Origin of the sequence: Luteimonas yanweni (assembly GCF_039548475.1) — a bacterium.
Lineage (GTDB): Bacteria > Pseudomonadota > Gammaproteobacteria > Xanthomonadales > Xanthomonadaceae > Luteimonas.
This window is the reverse complement of record NZ_JBCLVC010000011.1, coordinates 102,565-124,581: the sequence shown is the minus strand read 5'-3', so window position 1 is coordinate 124,581 and position 22,017 is coordinate 102,565. Positions and strand designations below refer to the sequence as shown.

The window sequence follows — 22,017 nt, the reverse complement described above, 5'->3', positions numbered from 1 at the left end:
GTGGTGAAGAAGGCAGGAAGGCGCATCCGGTACGAAGTGCTGCCCGAAAAGGACGGCGGCTGGTCGGTCACCCGCGATCGCGTCGTGACCGGGAGGTTCATCACCAAGGCGGGCGCGGTGGAGTACGCCGCCGGCGAAGGGCGCAGGGCCTGGGCGAAGGGCCTGCCGGCGCAGCTGTTCATCAAAGGCCGGGATGGCAGGATTCAGGACGAGCGGACGTATGGGAACGATCCGCGGCACATCCCCGGCTGATCGGGGTGGCGACCTAAGGCACGTTCAGACTTTTCCGACTGTGACGGGTGCGGCAGCTGGACGATACTGCGCTCACGCCAGCAACGCCCGGAGCTCGCGCAGCCACTACCGGCACGGTCCGGCTGCAGCCATCCACCCGGGCGGGCGCCGCATGGATAGCGGCGCTGCTGGCGACTCTATGCTTCGGTGCAGGGCTCGTCGTCACCCGGCACCAGGCCGGTGTCCCGAAGAATGCATTGCAGCTGCGACCACACGTGTTCCTGGTCCTCCAGTCTGGCGTCCTCGAGGACCTCGTCGGCCACGCCCGCGAAGGCGTCCATCTGATCCTTCTCCTCCATGGCGAGGATCTCCGTCATCTGCGCGCGCAGATCGGCAATCCGCGTGTCGAGTTCAGCCCTGGTCGGGTGTCGCCCGCGAGCCTGCTCGATCACGTCGTCGGCCCGCTCGTCTGGCACGTCGCGCCCGGTATCGGCGCGAATGTCCAAGAGCGCCCCGCGCACGGCCTCGAGCTCGGCCCCGCCCGCCGCCATCGCGAGGATGCGGGCGTCCTCGGCGTCGAACCAGTCCCAGAACTGCCGGTAGGTCTTGCCGTACCAGTGCTCGAAGCGCTGCCCCGCGCTCAGGGCCTGGATCGCTTCCTTCAATTCGTCGCGCATCATGCTGCCTCGCGGTGTTCGTAGTAGGGGCGCTCGCGGTCGTCGAGCACGGCTTGGAGGTCGTCGAGGTTGGCGCCGGGCGCAAGCCACCGGTCCAGGTTTCCGCGCCGGATCGGGATGATGCATCGATCATGGCCCGCCGCGGCAACCTCGGCTGGTGGATCGTCGGTTATGGCTGCGAACGACAGCAGCTCCTCGCCGTCCTTGCCGATCCAACTGGACCAGAGGCAGGCGACCAGCATTTCGCTGCCGTCCTGGGGCCGGAACTCCAGCACTTGGTCTTTGCCGTCGCGCTCCACGTGCTCGTAGAAGGCGCTGGCCAGCATCACGCCGTGGGTCTTGCCGAACAGGCCCTTCCAGAAGCCCTCGAGGTTGTCCCGCCTGGCGTTGTAGGTGCCCGGGTACTTGCGGTCGTAGAACTCCGGCTTGCCCGCCGGCCGGCATTGGTAGCGCATGGGGAGCACTACCGGGCCGCCGTCCTGCCAGACCATCACCGGCGCGTAGTAGCCCGGGTAAATGCGGCTGTCACGCGGCTTCGGCTCCTTGCGGCGCAGGTCGACCAGGCGCGCCTCGAGCTGCGCGACCTTGTTGCCGCCGATCCGGACGTCGTCGGCAGCCTTCTTCGTCAGCTTCTCGGCTAGCGCCAGCTCACCGTCAGCCACGCGCCGGCGCTGCTTCACGAGCTCGCGCTCGGCCTCGGCGATGTCCTGGGCGATCCAGAACCGGACCGCGTTCCTCAGCTGGGTGGCCTCCGGCGCGGGGTGGGCGGCCGCGGTGTCGCGCATCGCCTTCGGCCACTTCGGCCGTTTCCCCTTGCCGGGATCCGCCATCGCCTGGGCGGTGAAGTCCTCGAGGGAGACCGTGGCGCCGAACTCGCGCACATAGCGCCGATAGTCAGCCTCGATCAGGGCGGAATAGCACATCGCGGGGCTCCTGGCCGGAGCGGTCAAGGATACGCCGGCGCCCGTCTCAATCCCTGTGAGGGGAGCGGGTAGGATTCCGCCCCATGTTCACCTGGCACCGGCTCGCTGGCGGCCTCATGGGGCCCAAGGACTCGCTGCAGGCCTGCGGCTACGAGATTGCGCGCATGACGCAGCGGGTCGACGGAGCCTGGCTGGCGATCACCCGCCGCAACCTCCCGCACGAGCTGCAGCACACGCACGAGTGCCAGAGCTTCGACTCGGGCGTGGCCGGGTGCGAGGAGTGGGCCGAGCGTCACAGGGAGGCGTTGCTGGCCTGGGGCGAAGACCAGCACCGGCAATGGGTTGCGCGGCAGCGGTGGAGAAGCGCGTAGCCCCCCGTTCCACCGGTCAGCCGTTCCAGTCCCGAGCGCTTGTTACGTGGCGTGTTACGTGGCCAAGAAAAAGGGCCTGCGGATTTCTCCACAAGCCCTTGAATTCCTTGGCGCCCGAAGTTGGACTCGAACCAACGACCCCCTGATTAACAGTCAGATCTTCAACGAGGATCAAGCGGCTTCACGTCGCGCGGGTAAGGCGGGATGAACAAGCGAAGGCGATAGCACAAGGATCTCCGAGGCGCGCCGCTTCACCTGGGCGTAGTAGGTGAGGCTAGTTCGAAACAGCGGGAGCCCAGAGTACAAAGATTCAATCTGCGGAGCATCATCGTATGTGAGCATCCAGCGCACTTCGAGGCTCTTGACCAGTTTTGCCAGTCGCACGTGGTCAGAGTGCTCATAGAAGCTGAGGTAGAGGTCGCGACCCTTGCTGTAGTAGGGGGGGTCGATGTTTACGAGGCCGCGAGGAGGCAACGCTTTCTCCCAACGGCGGATACACGTTTCTGCGTCGTGCCTCGTGAGCGTGATCACATCTCGATAAGAGTGAATTCGCTCAATCTTGGATATGATTTCCGTCTTATTGAAGCGGCAGTCTAGTTTATAGGTGCCGTTCTGTTGCTTTCCGCCGATCACACCGCCTTTCAGAATGCCAGATCTGTTGGTGCGGTTCAGGAAGAGCGCTGCGTATCCGCGCTCCTGCCTGGTGGAACTCGTGTCCTCTAGGACTCCACGCTGGCGATGCCATTCGGCCATGCTTACTCTGGAACGTCGAATACGTTCACAAAGATAGTCAGGTTCTCGCAGAATGGTTGCCCACAATGCATGAACGGCTCGGTCGAGGTCGTTTAGCCAGATCTCTGACACATCACCTTGGAACAGCAACTTTAGAGCAGCTCCCGCTCCGCCGGCGAAGGGCTCGGCGTAAACGCCACCCGCCAGATTGTTGTGCCTGAGCAAGGAAGCGATAAAGGGGACGAGCTGAGTCTTTCCCCCGGGATAGCGTAGAGGGGAGTCGGTCACAGGCATGGGAGCACTCTACTCAAAGCCGGGAGATCTGGCCAGCGGACCGCCGCACAAGATTGTCACCGCCCAGATTCTGGGATGCGTTCCAGCATCTCCAGAAGAATAGGTTGCCAAGTGTCTGCCCAACCCTTGATGTCATCAGGCCCCGGGACAACGCCACCGTGGAGGGCGTTCCCTAGGCTGTGAAGGCTGTACGACGTAGCTGGATTGCCTGTCGCTTTCGCGAGCGCTGACATGCCCCGCCCTGCAAAGCCTGCCAGTTTCAGCCGCTCGTAACACGCAGCCGTAAGCTTCGCATCAGTCCGGTCGGACGGAAGCGCCCCCTGCGAGCGCAGGTACAGCGTCATCACGCCCTCCACAATCGCCCTCAGGAGATACGTGGACGCAAAAAGGTAGTCGGCGACCGGCAGGTGCACAGCCTCGCTTCTCATTCGTCGGAGGACTAGGTCGGTGCTGGATATCGTGAATGATGAGTCGAACAGCGTTGGGCGCTTCTTAGGATCCCTCTGCCCCCGCTTGGTCGGTGTGCCTGAAGCGGATTTCAGCGACCTGGTTGGTGCTGGCGGTGCGCTTGGAACTGGTAGCTGAGTTGTCGGCGCGATCCGCGACTTTACGAGCGAATGCGCATACGCAAGACGCTGAGAAGAGTTTGAACGCGAATGAACCGCACACGCGCCGTCCTTTGCGGGAGTGATGCTGTCGAGCACCAGCCGTTGCAGTGCGACATCAACCTCGTCCGCGTCGTGCGTGTACTGCAGGGAATTTGGGCTTGCTATTCCCAGAATGGCACGCACGCCTGGCGTTCCGAGATAGCGCGTGAGCGTGGTCACCTTCGCCGCGTCGCGCTCCTGCTTGGAGATGAGGCCACGCTGGACAAGCCGGTCTAGTACCAGCACTGCGAGAGTGTTGGCTCGCGCAGAAGTCTTCGTATTTTGGCCTGCAGCTCGCTGCTTCTGCGTTGAGCCCCACTCTTTTGTCCCTGCGCCGCCTTGCAAACCCAGGTGCCGGAGGTCTATCCACTGCTTCGCATCGCCAGCTGACTTGAAGACGTGTGCCTTTACAGCCTTCGGGTGGTTCGCCCCGCTTGCGATTCGCTCAATTTGAGAGCGAAATTTTGGCGGGGCCCGCCTCGGGTCGCCTAGAAGCATGAGCGCACACGTGCGCCGATTCCCTTCCAGGGAGACATAGTGGCCAGGGTTGCCGTCCATCTCCACGACGCCGAGCACCTCAAGCGGACTGAGCCCACCGCGACCCGCAATATCCTGAGCTAGCTCTGCGACCATTTCATCGTCACAGAGGTTCTCAATCGCTTCCGCCTCACTGGCCGCGGGCTCATGCCTCGGGTTGTTAAGGTCTAAGTGAAGCCTGTTGATCGGAATCGATACGTCACCTACGAACGCCTTTCCGCGCCCGGCCGCCGTCCTGCTTGACATGGAACCCCCTCCCATTCCCCAAGCTGGGAGTATGCCGCTGTTTCCAGTGTTCCTGCGTAGGGGAATGCCTACCCCCATCAATGCTGCCTGCCAGAGGCTGTACGCCGCCACCCTATCGATCTGTAAGCTATTGATCCGGTTGGCGTCGCAATGAAGCTTTTGACCTCGCCGAAATTGGTACTTTATCCTTCTGAATCATAGGCATGCGCCACACACGTGGCTTGTCTGGGGGACAAGTGGTCGTCGGTTCGAATCCGGCTACCCCGACCATTTCGAACACGAAGCCCGCCTCGCGCGGGCTTCGTGCTTTCCGGATCCGGGAACCTTCCGTGCGCGCCATGTTCCAACCGCGTCAACGCCAACAGGGAGAGAGCGGCATGCGTGGGAAGCAGACAGGGATCCTGGTCGTCCTGGCGATGTCCATCGCCATGGCCGCGGCGGGTGCACGGGCGCAAGCCCAGGACATGGAGCCGGCCACCAGCACCGCGCCGCCGCAGGCGATGGACCCCACCGCCACCGCGCCGGGCGGGGATCAGGCCGCGACTGCCGCCGACGACGACATCGTCGACCTCGACACCATGGTCGTCTCCGGCGCGCAGCCGGGTCCGGGCATGTGGAAGGTGCGCCGCGGCGACCATGTGTTGCACATCCTGGGGACGGTGTCGCCGCTGCCACGGCGGATGGAGTGGAGCTCCGGCAAGGTCGAAGCCGTCATCGCCGGCTCGCAGGCGGTCATCGGTGCGCCGTCGATCGAGGTCGATGCCGATGTCGGCCTCTTCCGCGGCATGGCGCTGCTGCCGGCGATGCTGCGCGCCCGCAACAACCCGGGCAAGCGGCCGCTCAGCGAAGTGGTGTCGCCGCCGGAGTACGCGCGCTGGCAGGTGCTGAAGGCGCGCTACATGGGCCGCGACCGCGGCGTCGAGAAGCGCCGCCCGCTGCTGGCGGCGCAGGCGCTGTACGAGGCGGCGCTGGACAAGTCGGGACTGCGCACGGGCGGCATTGTGGCCCCGGTGGTCCGCAGGGCGCGCAAGGCCGGCGATGTTCCGCTGGTCGAGACCACGGTGCGGCTGACGGTGCAGGATCCCAAGGCCGTGCTCAAGGAGCTGAACGAGAGTGACCTTGCCGACCGCGAGTGCTTCGCCGGCACCATGGACCGGATCGAGACCGACCTCGACAACATGCGCGCCCGCGCCAATGCCTGGGCCGTCGGCGACATCGATGGGCTGCGTGCGCTGCCCTACGAGAACCACTATGTGAGCTGTCAGGAAGCGCTGACCGGCAGCGCGCTGGCGCAGCGGCTGGGCGTCGCCGACTTGCCGCGACGCGCCGGCGAGGCCTGGCTGGATAACGTGGACCGGGCGCTGGCCGAGCACGACTCGAGCTTCGCAATGTTGCCGATGCACTACCTGCTCAAGGCCGACGGCATGCTGGAGAAGCTCGCGGCGCGCGGCTACGTCATCGAAGCGCCGTAGCGGCGCGGGCGGGCTTCAGCCGTTCGCGTCCTCGGCCTCGCCGGGAGCCAGCACCAGGCGGTTGCGACCGCTGCGCTTGGCCTCGTACAGCGCCGCATCGGCGGCGGCGATCCAGTGCTCGATGCGCGCGTGGTTCGCGCGCGCCTGCGCGATGCCGATGCTCACCGAATACACGTGGCCGGGCGCTTCGGCCAGCGCGATGCGCTCGACGGCGGCCCGGTAGGTTTCTGCCAGCCGCGCGGCCTCGTCCAGACCGGTCGCAGGGCAGACCACCGCGAATTCGTCGCCGCCATAGCGGCCGGCGATGTCGCCGGGGCGCAGCAGCGTGCGCAGCACGGCGCCGGCCGCGCGCAGCAAGGCATCGCCCGCGACGTGGCCACTCTCGTCATTGACGCGCTTGAAGCCGTCAACGTCGATCAGCAGCAGGGCCGCGGGCCGGGCGTAGGCGTGGACGTCATGCAGCGCCGCCGCGGCGTCGCGTTCCCAGTGCCCGCGCAGCGCCAGCCCTGTGACCCTGTCGACGCGGCCGAGCAGGTCGAGCTCGCGGTTCTTCTGCAGTACCTTGCGCACCAGCTGCTGCCGGCCAAGACTGACCATGCCGGTGTGGATCAGCAGCATTGGCAGGCAGGCCAGGATCACGGCGGTACTGGACGCAGGCTGGAAGGCGAATCCGGTTGCCAGGCCGCCGAGCAGAAGCGCGGCCAGCGACACGGGAAGCGTGCGCCGGAAGATGCCCGGCACGTCGGAGTTGACCTTGTCCGCCGCGGACAGCGCGACCAGCAGCACGCTGGGCAGCAGGTTGAAGTGCATCAGCGGGACCCACAGCGCGGCGATCGCGGAATCGACCAGCAGGTTGCGCTGCTCGGCCTTGAAGGGGTCGGCGCTGCGCCTGGCCATCAGGTAGGCGATGTGCGGCCAGGCCAGTCCGGTGAGCGCGCACAGAGTCCAGCGCAGCGGTCCGGCCTGGAGCTCCCACAGCACCATTGCCGTCGCCAGGGCGCCGAGCCCCATGCCGAGCATCCGATAGCGGTAGACGCGCCGGGGCAGGGCCGCGCGCGCCCGCGGCGAACTGAACACGTTCGCGTGCGCGGCGTCTCCGCGCAGTGGTCCTGTCTTCACTGGCCCTCCCCACCGTCGGCCGCCCCGCGCCGACGCGCGGGATGCCCGGAGTATAGGCCTTGCGGCCGGCCTTCAGCCCGCCGCGCTTCGCGGCCCCGTGGCCTCGGCGTGGCCTGCCTGCGGCCAGCGTTCCAGCACCGCCGCGCGGATGCCCGCGGCGTCGATGCCGGCCTCGGCCAGGAGGTCCTCGCGGCTGGCGTGGTGCTGGAACGCGTCGGGCAGCCCGAGGTGCAGCACGGGCAGCAGGACGGCCTCCGCGGCCAGCAGCTCGGAGACGCCCGAGCCGGCGCCGCCCATCACCACGTTGTCCTCGATGGTCACGAAGCCTTCGTGCGTGCGCGCCAACTCCAGCAGCAGCTCCCGGTCCAGCGGCTTCACGAAGCGCATGTTGACCACCGTGAGGCCGAGTTCGGCACCCACGGCTTCGGCCGCGGGTACCGTGGCGCCGAAGGCGAGCAGCGCGATGCGCCCACCCTCGCGGCGCAGCTGCGCCTTGCCGATGGGCAGCGTGTCCAGGCCCCGGTCGATCGCAACGCCGGGGCCGCTGCCGCGCGGGTAGCGCACGGCGGCCGGACCGTCGAAGCGGAAGCCTGTGGACAGCATCTTGCGGCACTCGTCTTCGTCTGCGGGTGCCATGACCACCATGTTGGGCACGCAGCGCAGGTAGCTGAGATCGAGGTTGCCGGCGTGGGTGGCGCCGTCGGGGCCGACCACGCCGCCGCGGTCGATCGCGAACAGCACGTCCAGCTCCTGCAGGGCCACGTCGTGCACCAGCTGGTCGTAGCCGCGCTGCAGGAAGGTGGAGTAGATCGCGACCACGGGCTTGGCGCCTTCGCAGGCCATGCCGGCGGCGAGCGTGACCGCATGCTGCTCGGCGATCGCGACGTCGAAATAGCGCTCGGGGAACTCGCGGCTGTAGCGCACGAGGCCGGAGCCCTCGCGCATCGCCGGGGTGATGCCCATGAGCTTCGGGTCGGCGGCGGCCATGTCGCACAGCCAGTCGCCGAAGATGTCGGTGTAGGTCGGCTTCTTCACCGCGCCGGGCTTGGCCACCAGACCCTGGTCGGGATCGAAGGGCGACACCGCGTGGTAGCCGATCTGGTCGCCTTCGGCGCGCTCGTAGCCCTTGCCCTTGGTAGTGATGACGTGCAGCAGCTGCGGCCCCTTGAGGGTGCGAAGCAGCTTCAGCGCCGAGGCCAGGGCCTTGATGTCGTTGCCGTCGATCGGGCCGGTGTAGTGGAAGCCCATTTCCTCGAACAGGGTGGACGGCACGAACATGCCCTTCCAGTGTTCTTCCCATCGGCGCACGAAGCGCGCCGGCGACTTGTTCTTGTCGCCCAGGAGCTTCTTGCCGCCCTCGCGCAGGGCGTTGAGCGTATGGCTGCCGGTGGCCCGGCCAAGCATCTTGGTCAGGCCGCCGACGTTCTCGCTGATCGACATGCGGTTGTCGTTGAGCACCACCAGGATGTTGGGCTCGGGCTCCATGCCGCCGGCGTGGTTGAGCGCCTCGAAAGCCATGCCCGCGGTCATCGCGCCGTCGCCGATCACCGCGACCACCTTGCGGTCGTCGCCCGCGCGGGCGGCGGCGATGGCCATGCCGAGCGCCGCGGAGATGCTGGTGGAGGAGTGGCCGACGCCGAAGGTGTCGTACTCGCTTTCCTCGCGCTTGGGGAACGGCGCGACGCCGTCCTTCTGCTTCACCGTGTGGATGGTGTCGCGGCGGCCGGTCAGGATCTTGTGCGGGTAGGCCTGGTGGCCGACGTCCCAGACGATGCGGTCGCGCGGGGTGTCGTAGATGTAGTGCAGGGCGGTGGTCAGCTCCACCACGCCCAGGCCGGCGCCGAAATGGCCGCCGCTCTTGCCGACGGATTCAATGAGGTAGGCACGCAGCTCGTCGGCGATGGCGGGCAGTTCCGCTTCGTCGAACTCGCGCAGGCGGGCCGGGCTGTCGATGCGCGCAAGGCGCGGGTGGCGAGTGGAGTCGATCATCCGCGCATTGTAGGACGCCGTGGCGTACTGCGCCGCATTGAGCGGGCGCCAGCCCGCGCAGGCCCCGTTCAGCGGTTGCGCAGGCGCCCCAGCAGACCAACGCGCGGCTTGGGTGGCTCTTCCGGGCGTGGCGGTTCGTCGCGCACCGGTTCGGCGAAGCCGGTGGCGAGGTTGGCGTTGACGAAGTCGGCGACGTCGGCTTCCGGCACCCCGCTGGCGGCGGCGATCGCGGCCACGGTGGCCGGCCCCTTCATCATCTGGGTGGCGATGCGGAAGTGGCGCGGGTATTCACGTTCGGTCTGCGGCCATTTGTTGAGCTGGAACAGGCTTGCCGGGTCGAGGCCCGGGAGCAGCGCACCGCCGCCGGCGAGCAGGCCGTCGAACCAGCGCAGGCGCGAGAGCGGCTGCGGCGCGCCCGCGGATGCGGTTTCGCGCGCCCATTCCGCGGAATCCACCGGTTCGAAATCCGCGGTCCCGATCCCGTGCCCGAAGGTGGACGCCAGCGGCTTGAGTTGCGCGGGGCCGAACCAGCTGTCGTTGGAGGCGTCGACCAGCAAGGTGGGATGCCCGTCCCGGCGGTAGCGCAACCTGCCGGTCATCGCGCCGGGCCGCAACCACGCGGCCAGTGCGCCTTCGGCCGGAAGGGTCGGGGCGGCGGAGGCGGCCAGGGCGTCGGCTGGCGTGGCGTCCGGAGATTCCGCTGCGTCACCGGAAATATCGTCTTCAGGCGATGCCTGCGCGGCTTGCGGCTCTGATGCCGCGCGCAGCAGCGGAGCGGAGGGCACGGGCGACGGCGCGGGCTCTGGCACCGGTGCCGGTGCCGGTGCCGGGTCGGGAGCGACGGCAGGCGCGGGCGCATCGCCGGCCGGGGGGACGGCTGCCACTTCGGTGGCGGGCGCCGGCGCAGGGTCCGTCGTCGATCCAGCCGTGGTGGCGGGCGGGGGACCTGCGGACGCCTGCTGCAGTTCGATGCCCATGCCGCGGGCGACGTCCACCAGCAGTTCGACCAGTTGTCCGGGATCGAAGGGCCGGCCGAGGCGGTAGTCGGTCTGCGTGCGCGGCGCCGAGGTCAGGCCGATCACCTGGCGGCCGGCGGCGTGCAGGCGCAGCCAGCTCATCGGACCGTACATGCTGTCCATGTCGACCACGATATGGCCGGCCTGCGCATCGGGCACCAGCGACCAGCGCTCGCCCAGGCGTGCGTTGGCCTCGATGAAGGCGGCCTTGAGTGCGGCTTCGGTTGCGGGGTCCATCCCGGTCAGGCCGAGGGTGAGCGACATCGCGCAGCATTCCTGACATTGAATTGACGGAGTGTTGCGGAGCCGGTCACGGCCGTCAACGCGCGCAGGGCGGCACTTGCGGCTGAGATGCGTCACTCCACGCGGTGTTTGGTGATGCCGGTCGCGTTCGCACTGCGACGGGATTCGCGCGGCAGGATGCCGTCAGTGGCGCCGGCGCTTCGGCAGCTGGCTGGAGAGGAAGGCCATCTGGTCGGCGAGGATGTTGCGGTTGGAGAGGATCAGGTGCTCGATCCAGCTTGGCCGGTACGGGATGGCGAGGAGCGGCATCGACGCCTGCGCCGGATTGCGGCCGCCCTTGCGCGAATTGCAGGCGAAGCAGGCGGCGACCACGTTCTCCCAGGTGTCCACCCCGCCGCGCGACACGGGCTGCACGTGGTCGCGGGTGAGCTTCTGGCGCGGGAACGCATGGCCGCAGTACATGCACAAGTGCTGGTCGCGGGCGAAGAGCGCGCTGTTGGTCAGCGCAGGCGTCGGGTCCAGCGCCCGTGCGCTGGCGTGGCCGCGCGCGGCCACGATGGGATGCAGCTCGACCAGGCTGCGCGCCCCGGTGATGCGGCTGATGCCGCCGCGCACCGCAAGGCAGGGTTCGCCAAGGGTCCAGGCCACTGCCCCGCGCACGTACAGACAGGTCGCTTCCTGCCAGCTCATCCAGTCAAGGGCGCGGCCGTGGGCATCCAGGGCCAGCAGGCGCACGCGACCCAGGGCCGGGACCCCCATGCCCGCGGACTGCGGGATCGCCGGCGGTGCCGGGGGTTCCATGCCGCTGACAAGGCGAAGTCGCGCTCTGTCGGATTCCATGGGAACAGCAGTTTATACGCTCCCCATGACGGCTTGTGTAGAGGCGGGCTCAGGCGTCGAAGTGCTCGGCCTCCAGCGCCATCAGCGACCCGGCGCCGGCGCGGATGGCGGCGGCGTGGGCCAGGGTGCGCGGCAGGATCCGGGCGAAGTAGAAGCGGGCGGTTTCGCGCTTGGCTTCCTTGAACGCCGCCGGCCGCGACGAACCGCGTGCCGCCACCGCCGCGCGCAGCCACCAGTACCCCAGGACCACGTAGCCGGAATAGAACAGGTAATCCCAGGCGGCGGCCCCGAGCTCGTCGGGGTTGCCGGCCGCACGGCCCAGCACGCCGGTGGTCAGCTCGCTCCATTCCGCACATCTGGCGCGCAGGGTGGCGATGTCGTCGGCGAGTCCGTCGTCGCCGGCATTCGCCGCGCAGAACGCTTCCACCTCGGCCAGGAACAGCTTCAGGCCCGCGCCGCGCGAGGAGGCCGTCTTGCGCCCGATCAGGTCCATCGCCTGGATGCCGGTCGTGCCTTCGTACAGCGTGGTGATGCGGGCGTCGCGCGCCAGCTGTTCCATGCCGTGTTCGGCGATGTAGCCGTGGCCGCCGAAGCACTGCAGTGCGTTGTAGGTGTTCTCGATGCCCCACTCGGTCTGGCAGGCCTTGGAAATCGGGGTCAGGAAGCCGACCAGGGTCTCGGCGCGTTCGCGCGCGGCCGGGTCGCTGGCATGGGCGGCCTCGTCAAGCAGGCTGCCGGCGTGCATCGCCAGCATGCGGCTGCCTTCGGTCAGGGCCTTGACCGACAGCAGCATGCGGCGCACGTCGGGGTGCACGATGATGGGGTCGGCGGGCTTTTCGGGGAACTTCGGCCCGGTCAGCGCACGCGACTGCAGGCGCTCGCGCGAGTAGCGGAGCGCGTTCTGGTAGGCGCGCTCCGACAGGCCCAGCCCCTGCAGGCCCACGCCCAGGCGCGCGGAGTTCATCATGGTGAACATCGCCTTGAGCCCGCCGTGCTTCTCGCCGACCAGGTAGCCCTGGGCGCCGTCGAAGTTCATCACGCAGGTCGCCGACCCCTTGATGCCCATCTTGTGTTCGATCGAACCGCAGCGCACCGCGTTGCGCTCGCCAACGGTGCCGTCGCGGGAAACCTTGAACTTGGGCGCGACGAACAGCGAGATGCCCTTCGCCCCCGGCGGCGCATCCGGCAGCTTGGCCAGCACCAGGTGGATGATGTTGTCGGTGAAGTCGTGCTCGCCGGCGGTGATGAAGATCTTGGTGCCGGTGATGGAGTACGCACCGTCGCCGACGGGCTCGGCGCGCGTGCGCAGCAGGCCCAGGTCGGTGCCGCAGTGCGGCTCGGTCAGGCACATGGTGCCGGTCCAGCTGCCTTCCAGCAGCGGTTTAAGGAAGACCTCGCGCTGCCAGTCCTCGCCGTGCTGGCGCAGTGCTTCAACCGCGCCGTGCGAAAGCAGCGGGAAGTTGCCCCAGGCAAGGTTGGCGGAGTTGATCATCTCGCTCACCAGGGTGCCCACCAGGTGCGGCAGGCCCTGGCCGCCGTACTCCGGCGCCGCGGTCAGGCCAGGCCAGCCGCCTTCGACGTACTGCGCATAGGCGGCCTTGAAGCCGTCGGGCGTGGTGACGTCGCCGGTGGCGGGGTCATGGCGGCAGCCCTGCTGGTCGCCGATCGCGTTGAGCGGCGCGAGCACGCTGCCGCTGAAGCGCGCGGCTTCCTCGAGGACCGCATCGATGACGTCGGGCGTGGCATCGGCGTAGCCGAGGCGGGCGAACTGCGTCGGTGCCTCGAGCACCTCGTTGAGGACGAAGCGGATATCGTCGAGCGGGGCGGTGTACTGGCTCATGTCCGGGGACGTGTCCTTGCGATGGGGTGGAATGGGATGGCGGGGCTCAGCGCAACACGCCCGGCAGCCCCGGTGCGGGGCTGAGCGCGCTCTTGCGCGTCACCTTGTAACTGCGGGCGGACCCCTTGTCCGCCGGTGCGGCCTCGATCCTGCCTTCGAGCCCGTAGTCGACGCCGCGGCCCGCGGCGAGCGCGTCGGCCAGCACCATGCGTGCGCTGGAGGCCGGCACCATCGAGACCGCGACCACGTCCGCCGATTCGGGCCCGACCTCGAGTGCCGGCGCGTGCCGCAGCGCGCCGGCTGCCTGGCCACCGACGGCAACTTCCAGGTCCACCGATTCGAAGCGCATCGGGATGCTGCTGTAGTTCTGCAGGCGCAGGTTGATCGACCAGCTGCCGTCGGCCTGCACGGTCAGCTGCTGGATGCTTGCCGCGGGCTCCGAAATGCGGCGCACCGGACCGCTGGAACAGGCGGTCGCAAGCAGCACGACCAGCGACGTGAACGCGAGGATTCGACGGCCCATTGCTGCCTCCGGAACGGTTGGCCCGAGCATAGCATCGCTAGATACGGTGGCGGATGGTCCTTCCACCTGTCGGGAACCGCCATCGTTTAGCGTTTAAAGTGACTCCCGGACATCACGGAGCTGCGACAGAGATGAGTGCCGATCACACCCGGAACGGTTTCAAAGAGCGCTTGCCATGGACCATCGCCGCCATCGCGGTGGTCGCGCTGGTGGCGAGCCTGGTCTGGGACCGTCCGGACAAGACGGACGCGGACGCGACGCTGGCCCAGCTGACCGAACGCATGGACGCCCTGGAAAGCACGCCGCGGACCCCGGCGCGACGCGCACCGGTGGGCATCCGGCCCGAGTTGGCCGGCGGCATCGGTGGCGACCTCGGCTCCGGTTTCGGCGTCGGGGAGCCGCAGACGCCCGAAGAGATCGCCGCGGCGCGCGACCAGCAGCTCAAGGAGCTCGAGGCCAGCTTCGCCCGCGACGTGCCCGATCCGGTCAGCGGCCCGCGCACCGAGAACCTCCTGGTCGAGACCATTTCGGGTGACACCATGGCCGGCACCGGCCTGCGCCCGGGCAACGTCGACATCGCCTGCAAGCAGTCGAGCTGCCGCATCGTCGGCAGTTTCGACAGCATGGGCGACGCCCAGGACTGGGGGCTGTTCTACGTCACCGCCGCGGGCGGCAACGTGCTGTCGCAGACGCGGATGGTGTTCGTGCCCAAGCCGGGCGGAAAGACCGAAGTGCGCATCTATTCGGAGCGCGCGAAGGGCTGAGCGGAGGCGCGGCGAAGGGAACTCGGCACGCTGCGCCCGGCCCAGCCCTCAGCCCGCGACGGCCGCGCGCTGGCTGATGCGCAGCGCGATGCCCAAGGCGGCGGTTTCCGCAGACTCCCCCGCAAGGTCGGCCTGCAGCAAGGGCCGTTCTTCGAGGTAGCGCGCGGGCAGCTGCAGTTCCAGCGCGTCGTCGACGGCCACTGCGGCCAGTCCCGGGATGTCGGGACTCTCATGTCCGCGGTGCAGCAGCACCGCCAGCCGCAGCAGGGTCGACAGCCTGCGCGCAGCCGGCAGCAAGCGGTCGGGCAGGGCTTCGAACACGGTCTTCGGCACCTTGCGCCGGTGCGCGCGAACCAGCGCCGCGAGGAACTGCTGCTCCTGGCGCGAGAAGCCGGCGATGTCGGACTGCGCCAGGATGTATGCGCCGTGCACCTGGTAATGGCTGTGCGCGATCGTCAATCCCAGTTCGTGCAGCTGCGCCGCCCAGGACAGCATGACCCGGTCGTCGAGCGTGAGCGCCCAGGTGGTCGCGACCTGGTCGAACAGCCTGCCCGCGGTGGCCTCGACCCGGAGCGCCTGCGCGCGGTCCATGCCATAGCGCTGGGCCAGCGCATCCACCGAAGCCTCGCGCGGATCCTGGTCGCCGGCACGGCCGAGCATGTCGTACAGCACGCCTTCGCGCAGCGCGGCCTTGCTTACCGCCATCCGCTCCAGGTCCAGGCTGCCAAAGGCCGCTTCGAGCACCAGCAGCCCGCCGGCGATGATCGGCCGGCGTTCGGCAGACAGGCCCGGCAGCTTGATGTCGTCGATATGGCCGGCGCGCAGCAGTTCGTCGCGGACCACGGGCAGGGCGGCGGCCGTGACCGCGCCCTTGGTGAGCTTCATCGCCGCGCAGATCTCGCCGATGGCCTTGTTGGTGCCCGATGCGCCGATCGCCTCCTGCCAGCCGAGGCTGCGGTAGGTCGCCGCGAACTGCTGGAATTCCACGGAGGCTTCGATCAGGGCGTCGCGCCACTTGCGCCGCGACAGCCGCCCGCTGCCGAAGTAGCGCATCGTGCTCGCTACCGCGCCCAGCTGCATGCTCTCGCGCTCCAGGGTCTCGAAGCCGCGGCCGATGATGCATTCGGTCGAACCGCCGCCGATGTCGATCACCAGGCGGCGGTGCCCCGCCTTCGGTGGTTGCGCGTGTGCGACCCCCAGGTACACCAGGCGCGCCTCCTCGCGTCCCGCCACGATCTCGATGGCATGGCCGAGCGCGGTCTCTGCCGGCATCAGGAAGGCCTGCGGCGCCGCCAGCTTGCGCACGCTGTTGGTGGCCACCGCGCGCACCCGATGCGGCGGGATGTCGCGGATGCGCTGGCCGAAGCGCGCCAGGCACTGCAGTGCGCGCTGTCGCACCTCCGTGACCAGGCCGCCGCGGGCGTCCAGGCCCTCGGCCATGCGCACGGTCTCGCGCAGCCGGTCGACGATGCGCAGCTGGCCCAGCGTGTAGCGGGCCACGACCATGTGATAGCTGTTGGAGCCGAGGTCGATCGCGGCAAGCATGTCGCCATCGACCAGCGGCTGGCTCTGCGAAGCCGGGGGCGCCGTCAGCGGGCTCATCCGCAGATGTCCGCAAGCAGCGACGCCTGCGCGGAATGCGCGGCCTCGCCCTTGGCCGGCGCGAGTTCGCGGTAGCTGCCGTCCGGCTGCAACTCCCAGGCGTTGGTGTTGTCGGCAAGATAGGTTTCCAGCGCCTCCCGGCGGACGCGGTCGGCGACTGTCGGGTCCAGGATCGGGAAGCAGGTCTCGACCCTGCGCAGCAGGTTGCGCTCCAGCCAGTCGGCGCTGGCACACCAGGTTTCCGGCGCGCCATCGTTGCCGAACCAGTACACGCGGCTGTGTTCAAGGAAGCGGCCGACAATGGAGCGCACGCGGATGTTGTCCGAGACGCCGGGCACGCCAGGGCGAAGGGTGCAGGCGCCGCGCACGATCAGGTCGATCTGCACCCCCGCCTGCGAGGCCGCGTACAGGGCGCGCACCACCTGCGGCTCGTTGAGCGCGTTCATCTTGGCGACGATGCGCGCCGGGCGGCCGGCGGCGGCCAGCCGGGCTTCGCGCCTGATCGATGCCAGCACCGCGGCGTGCAGGGTGAACGGCGACTGCAGCAGGCGCTTGAGATGGATCGCCGGCGCGAGCCCCGAGATCTGCTGGAAGATCTGGTGCACGTCGCTGCCGATGTCGGCATCGGCGGTCATCAGGCCGATGTCGGTATAGGCCCGCGCGGTTCCGCTGTGGTAGTTGCCGGTGCCCATGTGCACGTAGCGGCGCAGGCGGCGACCCTCGCGGCGCACCACCAGCAGCATCTTGGCGTGGGTCTTGTAGCCGACCACGCCGTAGACCACCTGCACGCCGGCGTCCTGCAGGCGGTCGGCCAGGCCGAGGTTCGCCTCTTCGTCGAAGCGCGCGCGCAGCTCGACCACCACGGTGACGTCCTTGCCGTTGCGCGCGGCCTGCACCAGGTGCTCGACGATCGGCGAATCGCGCCCGGTGCGGTACAGGGTCTGTTTGATCGCGAGCACGCCGGGATCGGCCGCGGCCTGCTTGAGCAGTTCGAGCACCGGGCTGAAGGCGTCGAAGGGGTGGTGGAGCAGGATGTCGCCCTCGGCGATGCGTTCGAACATCGCGTCGCCACCCGGCAGCTGTCGCGCCTGGAAGGGCGGGAACTTGAGCTCGGGGCGATCGACGTCGTTGTAGACGTGGATCACCCGGTTGAGGTTGACCGGGCCGTTGATGCGATAGACGGCGTTCTCCGGCAGGTCGAAGTTCCGCAGCAGGTCCTCGACGATCGGCGCCGGGCAGTCGGCGGCGATCTCGAGCCGCATCGCGCGCAGGTAGCCACGGCCGAGCAGTTCGTCGCGCAGCGCCAGGGCGAGGTTTTCGACCTCGTCCTCGTCGAGGATCAGCTCGGAGTTGCGCGTCACCCGGAACTGATAGGCGCCCTGGACCTTCATTCCCGGGAACAGGTCTTCCACGAACTCGGACAGCATCGCCGAGAGGAACACGAAGTCGTGCTCGCCACCCGACACGCGCGGCGGCAGGCGGATGATCCGCGCCAGGGAACGCGGCGCGCGGACGATGGCCAGATGCCCGCTGCGGCCGAACGCATCCTTGCCCTTGAGCACCACTACCAGGTTGAGCGATTTGTTGAGGATCTTCGGGAACGGGTGCGACGGATCCAGCCCCAGCGGCGACAGCACCGGCAGGATCTCTTCGCGGAAATACGCGCGCAGCCAGCGGCGCTGGCGCGTGTTCCAGGTCTCGCGCGCCAGCACGCGCACGCCGGAGTCGGCCAGGGCCGGGCGCAGCACGTCGTTCCAGCAGGCGTATTGCGCGGCCACCAGTTCGGCGGTGCGCTCATGGATCCGGCGCAGCACGGTGCCGGGCGAAAGGCCGTCCGGCGGCAGCGGCACGTCGAAGTCCTGCGCATGGCGCACGGTGGCCGCGCGGATCTCGAAGAACTCGTCGAGGTTGGTGCAGGAGATACACAGGAAGCGTAGCCGCTCGAGCAGCGGCATGGTCGCGTCCTGCGCCTGCGCGAGCACGCGGAAGTTGAAGTCGAGCTGCGACAGCTCGCGGTTGAGGTACAGCGCGGGATCGCGGAGCGAGTCCGCGACCGGGTCCGAGGCAGGGTCACTTGCCTTGGCGGTGGCCGCCTGCGCGCGCGCCGCGAACGTGCGCGTCGTGCGGGCGTCAGGCGGATTGGCCGGTGATGGTCTGGTCATGGGGTTCTTCATGGTGGTCCGGCGTTCGCGCCAGGACGCGTTCGGCGCCGAAATGGCAGGAGAATGTGCTGCCGCGCCCGACTTCGCTGCTGATGTCCAGCCGCGCCTGGTGCAGCTGCAGCACGTGCTTGACGATCGCCAGGCCCAGGCCGGTGCCGCCGGTTTCGCGGGTCCGGCTGCTGGAGACACGGTAGAAGCGTTCGGTCAGGCGTGAGAGGTGTGCGGCGGGAATACCGTAACCGCTGTCCTCGACCGACAGCGAAACCCCGCCCTGCGTCGCGGGCTCCAGGCGGACGGATACCGTGCCGCCGCTGGGCGTGTAGCGCACCGCGTTGGCGACGAGGTTGGAGAACGCGCTGTGCAGTTCGCGCGTGGAGCCGAGCAGGTCGACCCCGGCCAGGTCCTCGACCTTGACCTGGTGGCGGCCCTGGCTGATCGCTTCGGCCTCGCGGCGCAGGGTGGCGAGCATCGGCACCATCGCGACTTCATCGTCTTCGATGGTCTCCTGGGCCTCCAGCCTGGACAGCATCAGCAGGTCTTCCACCAGCCGGGTCATGCGCTGCGACTGGCGCCGCATCTCGCCGATGATCGGCTCCCAATCGGCGGTTTCGGCGGCCTCGGCCGGGTCGAGCATGTCCAGGTAGCCGTGGATCACCGTCAGCGGGGTGCGCAGCTCGTGGGAGACGTTGGCCACGAAATCGCGGCGCATCTTCTCCAGGCGCATCAGCTTGCCGACGTCGCGTGCGACCAGCAGCCACAGCGCGTCGGAGTAGGGGATCAGGCGCAGGCTGATGCGGATCGCCGGATCCGCGGGCGAGGCGGCGTCGACGATCGGCTCGGCGTGGCGGCCGGCGCTCAGCCAGTGCGCGATCGGCAGCGGCTGCAACCGTTCGCAGAGGCTGGCGCCGCGGTCCTGCGGGTACTCCAGGCCGAGCAGCCTGCCGGAAGCGGCGTTGCACCAGATCACCCGCTGGGTATTGCGGTCGACGACCACGAGCGCATCCGGCAGGGCGGCGGCGACCGCGCGGTAGGCGCGCATCATCTCCACCAGCCGGCGCTCCCGGGTGCGGACTTCCTGGCGTGCACGATGCAGCAGGCGCTCCACGGCGGACCAGACACCACCGCGCGCGCTGGGTGGCGGCAGGCGCATCCGTGCGTCCAGGTGGCCCATGATCCGGCGCAGGCGCAGCAGGTGCGCCGCCAGCAGCGCCAGCGCCGCCAGCGCCACCGCGGGCCAGGGCTGGCCCACCGCCAGGCCGGTCAGCAGGGCGGCAACCAGCACCCCCGCCAGCGTTGCCAGGGTCCGCTGCCACGAAATCTTGAGGGTCGGCGGCATGCCGCCAGTCTAGACCGAGGCGGAGAATCGGTAACCCGCGCCCCGCACCGTCTGCACCATGCCGTCGAGCGCGAACGGCTCCAGGGTCTTGCGCAGGCGGCGGATGTGCACGTCGACCGTGCGTTCCTCGACGTAGACGCTGCCGCCCCAGACGTGGTCAAGCAGCTGCGAACGCGAATACACGCGGTCGGGATGGGTCATGAAGAAGTGCAGCAGGCGGTACTCGGTGGGTCCGATCGACACCGGCTCCCCGTCCGCGAACACCCGGTGCGCGGCGCCGTCGATGCGCAGGCCGCCCACGGTCACGCTGCCGTCCTCGTCGTCCTCGCGGGAGCGACGCATGACCGCGCGGATGCGTGCCAGGAGTTCGCGCGACGAGAAGGGCTTGACCACGTAGTCGTCGACGCCGGCCTCGAGGCCGCCGACGCGGTCGTTTTCCTCGCCGCGGGCGGTGAGCATGATGATCGGGATCTCGCGGGTCAGCGATTCGCGGCGCCAGCGCCGGGCCAGCTCGATCCCGGTGGTGCCCGGCAGCATCCAGTCCAGCAGGATCAGGTCGGGTACGCGGTCGGCGATCGCCTCCTGGGCCTGGCGGGCATCGGCCGCATGGACCGGCTCGTAGTCGCCCTTGCGCACGGCGAACGCCACCATGTCGCGGATGGCGGGTTCATCGTCGACGATCAGGATGCGCTTCTGCACGCTGCTACCGCTCGCTCTTGGCCATGGCGGTCATTAGACGACGGTTTGGTGACAGTGCGGTGACAGCGCCGCGCGGCGCAAGGCGTCAGCGCCTGTGCAGGTCAGGATCGCGGATGCCCTGGCGGCGGAGCTCGAGGACGGTGGGGGTGATCGCGGCGATGCGTGCGTCGATGCGGGCGCGCGCGTAATAGTCGAGGTCGTCGCGCTTGCGCAGGGTGTTGAGCTGGAGCAGGGCCTGCTCGGCACGGCCGCTCAGGAAGGCGGTTTCGGCCCAGGCCTCGCCGGCGCGGATCGGGTCGCCGGCGCTGTCGCTGGCGCGCGCGAACACGCGGTGGAATACGGGGTCCTCGCCGGAGCCGGCCATCAACGGGCGCAAGATGTCCTGCGCGCGGCGGCCCGATGCGGCGTTGTTGCGCTCGACCAGGGTCTCGGCATAGCCCAGCACCACGGCGCGGTTGCGCGGCATGCGCCGCACCAGGCTTTCATAGCGCGCGTCGGCCTGGGCGTGCAGGCCCTGGCGTGACTCCGCGCGCGCAAGTCCCAGCAGCAGCCAGGTGTCGCCGGGATGCGAGGCCAGCAGTGCTTCGAAACCGCGGGCGGCGTCCGCGCTCTGGTCGGCCAGGAGCTGCGCCACCGCCAGGCCGTAGCGCTGGGGATCGGTGAGCGTGCCGCCGCGGGCCAACTGGCCATACTCGGCGATGGCCCGCCCCGGCGTTTCCGCGCTGAGCGCGCGCAGGCGCTCGCGCGCCCAGCCGAACTGGTCGCCGGTGGCGGCATCCATGGTGCCGGGGCGCAGCAGGGGCGGAAGCAGGGGGTTGTTCCCGGCCAGCCCGGTGGTCGCGAAGCTGCCGGTGCGCCGGTCGGCGTGCTGCTCGGCCAGCTGCCGCGCTTCGCTGATGCGGACCGTGGTGACGGGGTGGGTGCGCAGGTAGTCCGGCGCGCGTTCGCGCTCGCCGCCCTGGTTGGTGCGCGACAGCGCCTGCATGTGTTCGAACATCCCGGCCATGGCCGTGGGCTCGTAGCCGCTGCGCGCCAGCGTGCGCATGCCGACGCGGTCGGCCTCGGATTCATTGGACCGGGTGTAGTCGATCTGGCGCTGGACCAGCAGGCCCTGGGCACTGGCGACGGCCGCGATCGCGGCGTTTCCGGCGGAATCGCTGCTGGTCTGCGAAGCCACCGCCATCGCGCCCAGCATCGCCAGCAGGATCGGGATGCTGTCCCGCTGGGCGCGCTCGGCGCCGCGCAGCACGTGGGCCTGGGTCACGTGCGCGATCTCGTGGGCGAGCACGCCTGCGACCTCGTCCTCGCTTTCGGCGATCAGCACCAGGCCGGCGTTGGTGCCGATGTATCCGCCCAAGGTGGCGAAGGCGTTGACCGAGCGGTCCTTGATCATGAAAAACGTGAACGGCTGCTCGGGCTGGTCGCTGGCCTCGGCCAGCCGGTTGCCCATGTGGCGCAGCCACGAGTCGATCAGCGGGTCATCCAGCACGTAGTCGTAATGGCGCAGCTGCGCCAGCAGCATCTGGCCGTACTCGCGCTGCTGCGCCGGGCCGAGCAGGGTGTCGGCGGAGGAACCGATGTCGGGCAACCTCTGCTGCGCAGGTGCCGCCGAGGCGGCCAGGGCGAGGGCGAAGGCGAGGGTGGCGGGAAGCAGGCGCATGCGGGATCGGATGGGTCGGGCCGATGAGGGTGTGTGGGTGACAGGATGGGGGCGACGCCTGCTGCAGGCGTGAACACCCCGTTAATCCGTCCGG

General features: G+C 69.0%; 19 protein-coding genes and 1 tRNA gene. 4 read left to right on the top strand and 16 right to left on the bottom strand.

The window, feature by feature from the left end; genetic code table 11:
• Complete coding sequence (locus tag WCE39_RS07905) at positions 1–252, top strand: DUF2188 domain-containing protein (RefSeq protein WP_343276138.1); 252 nt, start codon at positions 1–3, stop codon at positions 250–252.
• 176 nt (positions 253–428) lie between these two features.
• On the opposite strand, the gene WCE39_RS07900 is transcribed toward WCE39_RS07905, so the two are convergent.
• Positions 429–911, bottom strand: coding sequence for a hypothetical protein (locus WCE39_RS07900; RefSeq protein WP_343276137.1), 483 nt, complete (start codon positions 909–911; stop codon positions 429–431).
• On the bottom strand, positions 908–1,831 hold the full coding sequence (locus WCE39_RS07895) for an SOS response-associated peptidase family protein (protein ID WP_343276136.1): 924 nt from the start codon (positions 1,829–1,831) through the stop codon (positions 908–910). Before WCE39_RS07895 ends, WCE39_RS07900 begins: the two co-directional genes overlap by 4 nt.
• 83 nt (positions 1,832–1,914) lie before the next feature.
• Between WCE39_RS07895 and WCE39_RS07890 the strand changes: the two genes are divergently transcribed.
• Positions 1,915–2,202, top strand: a complete 288-nt coding sequence (locus tag WCE39_RS07890; protein ID WP_343276135.1) for a hypothetical protein — start codon at positions 1,915–1,917, stop codon at positions 2,200–2,202.
• A gap of 108 nt (positions 2,203–2,310) precedes the next feature.
• Here WCE39_RS07890 and WCE39_RS07885 read toward each other — a convergent pair.
• The 3 genes from WCE39_RS07885 to WCE39_RS07875 form a co-directional block, all read right to left on the bottom strand.
• A tRNA-Asn gene (locus tag WCE39_RS07885) sits at positions 2,311–2,394 on the bottom strand.
• Entirely contained in the window at positions 2,374–3,228 is an 855-nt protein-coding gene (locus WCE39_RS07880; protein ID WP_343276134.1) for a DNA adenine methylase, read from the bottom strand. The genes WCE39_RS07885 and WCE39_RS07880 overlap by 21 nt, the downstream gene beginning before the upstream one ends.
• Positions 3,229–3,284: 56 nt before the next feature.
• Complete coding sequence (locus tag WCE39_RS07875; protein ID WP_343276133.1) at positions 3,285–4,658, bottom strand: hypothetical protein; 1,374 nt, start codon at positions 4,656–4,658, stop codon at positions 3,285–3,287.
• A 377-nt stretch (positions 4,659–5,035) separates the two neighbouring features.
• Between WCE39_RS07875 and WCE39_RS07870 the strand changes: the two genes are divergently transcribed.
• Positions 5,036–6,130, top strand: a complete 1,095-nt coding sequence (locus tag WCE39_RS07870; RefSeq protein WP_343276132.1) for a TraB/GumN family protein — start codon at positions 5,036–5,038, stop codon at positions 6,128–6,130.
• A 15-nt stretch (positions 6,131–6,145) separates the two neighbouring features.
• On the opposite strand, the gene WCE39_RS07865 is transcribed toward WCE39_RS07870, so the two are convergent.
• From WCE39_RS07865 to WCE39_RS07840, 6 genes are all read right to left on the bottom strand, one after another.
• On the bottom strand, positions 6,146–7,249 hold the full coding sequence (locus tag WCE39_RS07865) for a sensor domain-containing diguanylate cyclase (RefSeq protein ID WP_343276131.1): 1,104 nt from the start codon (positions 7,247–7,249) through the stop codon (positions 6,146–6,148).
• Positions 7,250–7,321: 72 nt separating this feature from the next.
• The gene (dxs, locus tag WCE39_RS07860) at positions 7,322–9,238 is read right to left on the bottom strand and encodes a 1-deoxy-D-xylulose-5-phosphate synthase (protein ID WP_343276130.1); all 1,917 of its coding nucleotides are present in this window, start codon (positions 9,236–9,238) and stop codon (positions 7,322–7,324) included.
• Positions 9,239–9,306: 68 nt separating this feature from the next.
• Positions 9,307–10,518: a hypothetical protein gene (locus WCE39_RS07855; protein ID WP_343276129.1), complete on the bottom strand. Its 1,212-nt coding sequence runs from the start codon at positions 10,516–10,518 to the stop codon at positions 9,307–9,309.
• 162 nt (positions 10,519–10,680) lie between these two features.
• Positions 10,681–11,298: an HNH endonuclease gene (locus WCE39_RS07850; protein WP_449284005.1), complete on the bottom strand. Its 618-nt coding sequence runs from the start codon at positions 11,296–11,298 to the stop codon at positions 10,681–10,683.
• An 88-nt stretch (positions 11,299–11,386) separates the two neighbouring features.
• On the bottom strand, positions 11,387–13,177 hold the full coding sequence (locus WCE39_RS07845; RefSeq protein ID WP_343276128.1) for an acyl-CoA dehydrogenase C-terminal domain-containing protein: 1,791 nt from the start codon (positions 13,175–13,177) through the stop codon (positions 11,387–11,389).
• Between the two features lie 46 nt (positions 13,178–13,223).
• Positions 13,224–13,700 carry an NDR1/HIN1-like protein gene (locus WCE39_RS07840; RefSeq protein ID WP_343276127.1) on the bottom strand — a complete coding sequence of 159 codons (477 nt, stop codon included), beginning with the start codon at positions 13,698–13,700 and terminating at the stop codon, positions 13,224–13,226.
• Between the two features lie 131 nt (positions 13,701–13,831).
• Here WCE39_RS07840 and WCE39_RS07835 point away from each other — a divergent pair, with 131 nt between their 5' ends.
• Positions 13,832–14,464: a hypothetical protein gene (locus tag WCE39_RS07835; protein ID WP_343276126.1), complete on the top strand. Its 633-nt coding sequence runs from the start codon at positions 13,832–13,834 to the stop codon at positions 14,462–14,464.
• 48 nt (positions 14,465–14,512) lie between these two features.
• On the opposite strand, the gene WCE39_RS07830 is transcribed toward WCE39_RS07835, so the two are convergent.
• The 5 genes from WCE39_RS07830 to WCE39_RS07810 form a co-directional block, all read right to left on the bottom strand.
• Complete coding sequence (locus WCE39_RS07830; protein WP_343276125.1) at positions 14,513–16,066, bottom strand: Ppx/GppA phosphatase family protein; 1,554 nt, start codon at positions 16,064–16,066, stop codon at positions 14,513–14,515.
• Complete coding sequence (gene ppk1, locus WCE39_RS07825) at positions 16,063–18,228, bottom strand: polyphosphate kinase 1 (RefSeq protein ID WP_343276124.1); 2,166 nt, start codon at positions 18,226–18,228, stop codon at positions 16,063–16,065. Before ppk1 ends, WCE39_RS07830 begins: the two co-directional genes overlap by 4 nt.
• On the bottom strand, positions 18,197–19,564 hold the full coding sequence (gene phoR, locus WCE39_RS07820; RefSeq protein ID WP_343276123.1) for a phosphate regulon sensor histidine kinase PhoR: 1,368 nt from the start codon (positions 19,562–19,564) through the stop codon (positions 18,197–18,199). The genes ppk1 and phoR overlap by 32 nt, the downstream gene beginning before the upstream one ends.
• 9 nt (positions 19,565–19,573) lie before the next feature.
• Positions 19,574–20,263 (bottom strand): phosphate regulon transcriptional regulator PhoB, encoded by a 690-nt coding sequence (phoB, locus tag WCE39_RS07815; RefSeq protein ID WP_343276122.1) that lies wholly within the window; start codon positions 20,261–20,263, stop codon positions 19,574–19,576.
• A gap of 85 nt (positions 20,264–20,348) precedes the next feature.
• Positions 20,349–21,923, bottom strand: coding sequence for a M48 family metalloprotease (locus WCE39_RS07810; RefSeq protein ID WP_343276121.1), 1,575 nt, complete (start codon positions 21,921–21,923; stop codon positions 20,349–20,351).
• Positions 21,924–22,017 lie beyond the last annotated feature (94 nt).

Coding starts and splice junctions, on each gene's coding strand:
- WCE39_RS07900 (WP_343276137.1), bottom strand. CDS start 911: ATGATGCGCGACGAATTGAAGGAAGCGATCCAGGCCCTGAGCGCGGGG.
- WCE39_RS07895 (WP_343276136.1), bottom strand. CDS start 1,831: ATGTGCTATTCCGCCCTGATCGAGGCTGACTATCGGCGCTATGTGCGC.
- WCE39_RS07890 (WP_343276135.1), top strand. CDS start 1,915: ATGTTCACCTGGCACCGGCTCGCTGGCGGCCTCATGGGGCCCAAGGAC.
- WCE39_RS07880 (WP_343276134.1), bottom strand. CDS start 3,228: ATGCCTGTGACCGACTCCCCTCTACGCTATCCCGGGGGAAAGACTCAG.
- WCE39_RS07875 (WP_343276133.1), bottom strand. CDS start 4,658: ATGTCAAGCAGGACGGCGGCCGGGCGCGGAAAGGCGTTCGTAGGTGAC.
- WCE39_RS07870 (WP_343276132.1), top strand. CDS start 5,036: ATGCGTGGGAAGCAGACAGGGATCCTGGTCGTCCTGGCGATGTCCATC.
- dxs (WP_343276130.1), bottom strand. CDS start 9,238: ATGATCGACTCCACTCGCCACCCGCGCCTTGCGCGCATCGACAGCCCG.
- WCE39_RS07855 (WP_343276129.1), bottom strand. CDS start 10,518: ATGTCGCTCACCCTCGGCCTGACCGGGATGGACCCCGCAACCGAAGCC.
- WCE39_RS07850 (WP_449284005.1), bottom strand. CDS start 11,298: ATGGAACCCCCGGCACCGCCGGCGATCCCGCAGTCCGCGGGCATGGGG.
- WCE39_RS07845 (WP_343276128.1), bottom strand. CDS start 13,177: ATGAGCCAGTACACCGCCCCGCTCGACGATATCCGCTTCGTCCTCAAC.
- WCE39_RS07840 (WP_343276127.1), bottom strand. CDS start 13,700: ATGGGCCGTCGAATCCTCGCGTTCACGTCGCTGGTCGTGCTGCTTGCG.
- WCE39_RS07835 (WP_343276126.1), top strand. CDS start 13,832: ATGAGTGCCGATCACACCCGGAACGGTTTCAAAGAGCGCTTGCCATGG.
- WCE39_RS07830 (WP_343276125.1), bottom strand. CDS start 16,066: ATGAGCCCGCTGACGGCGCCCCCGGCTTCGCAGAGCCAGCCGCTGGTC.
- ppk1 (WP_343276124.1), bottom strand. CDS start 18,228: ATGACCAGACCATCACCGGCCAATCCGCCTGACGCCCGCACGACGCGC.
- phoR (WP_343276123.1), bottom strand. CDS start 19,564: ATGCCGCCGACCCTCAAGATTTCGTGGCAGCGGACCCTGGCAACGCTG.
- WCE39_RS07810 (WP_343276121.1), bottom strand. CDS start 21,923: ATGCGCCTGCTTCCCGCCACCCTCGCCTTCGCCCTCGCCCTGGCCGCC.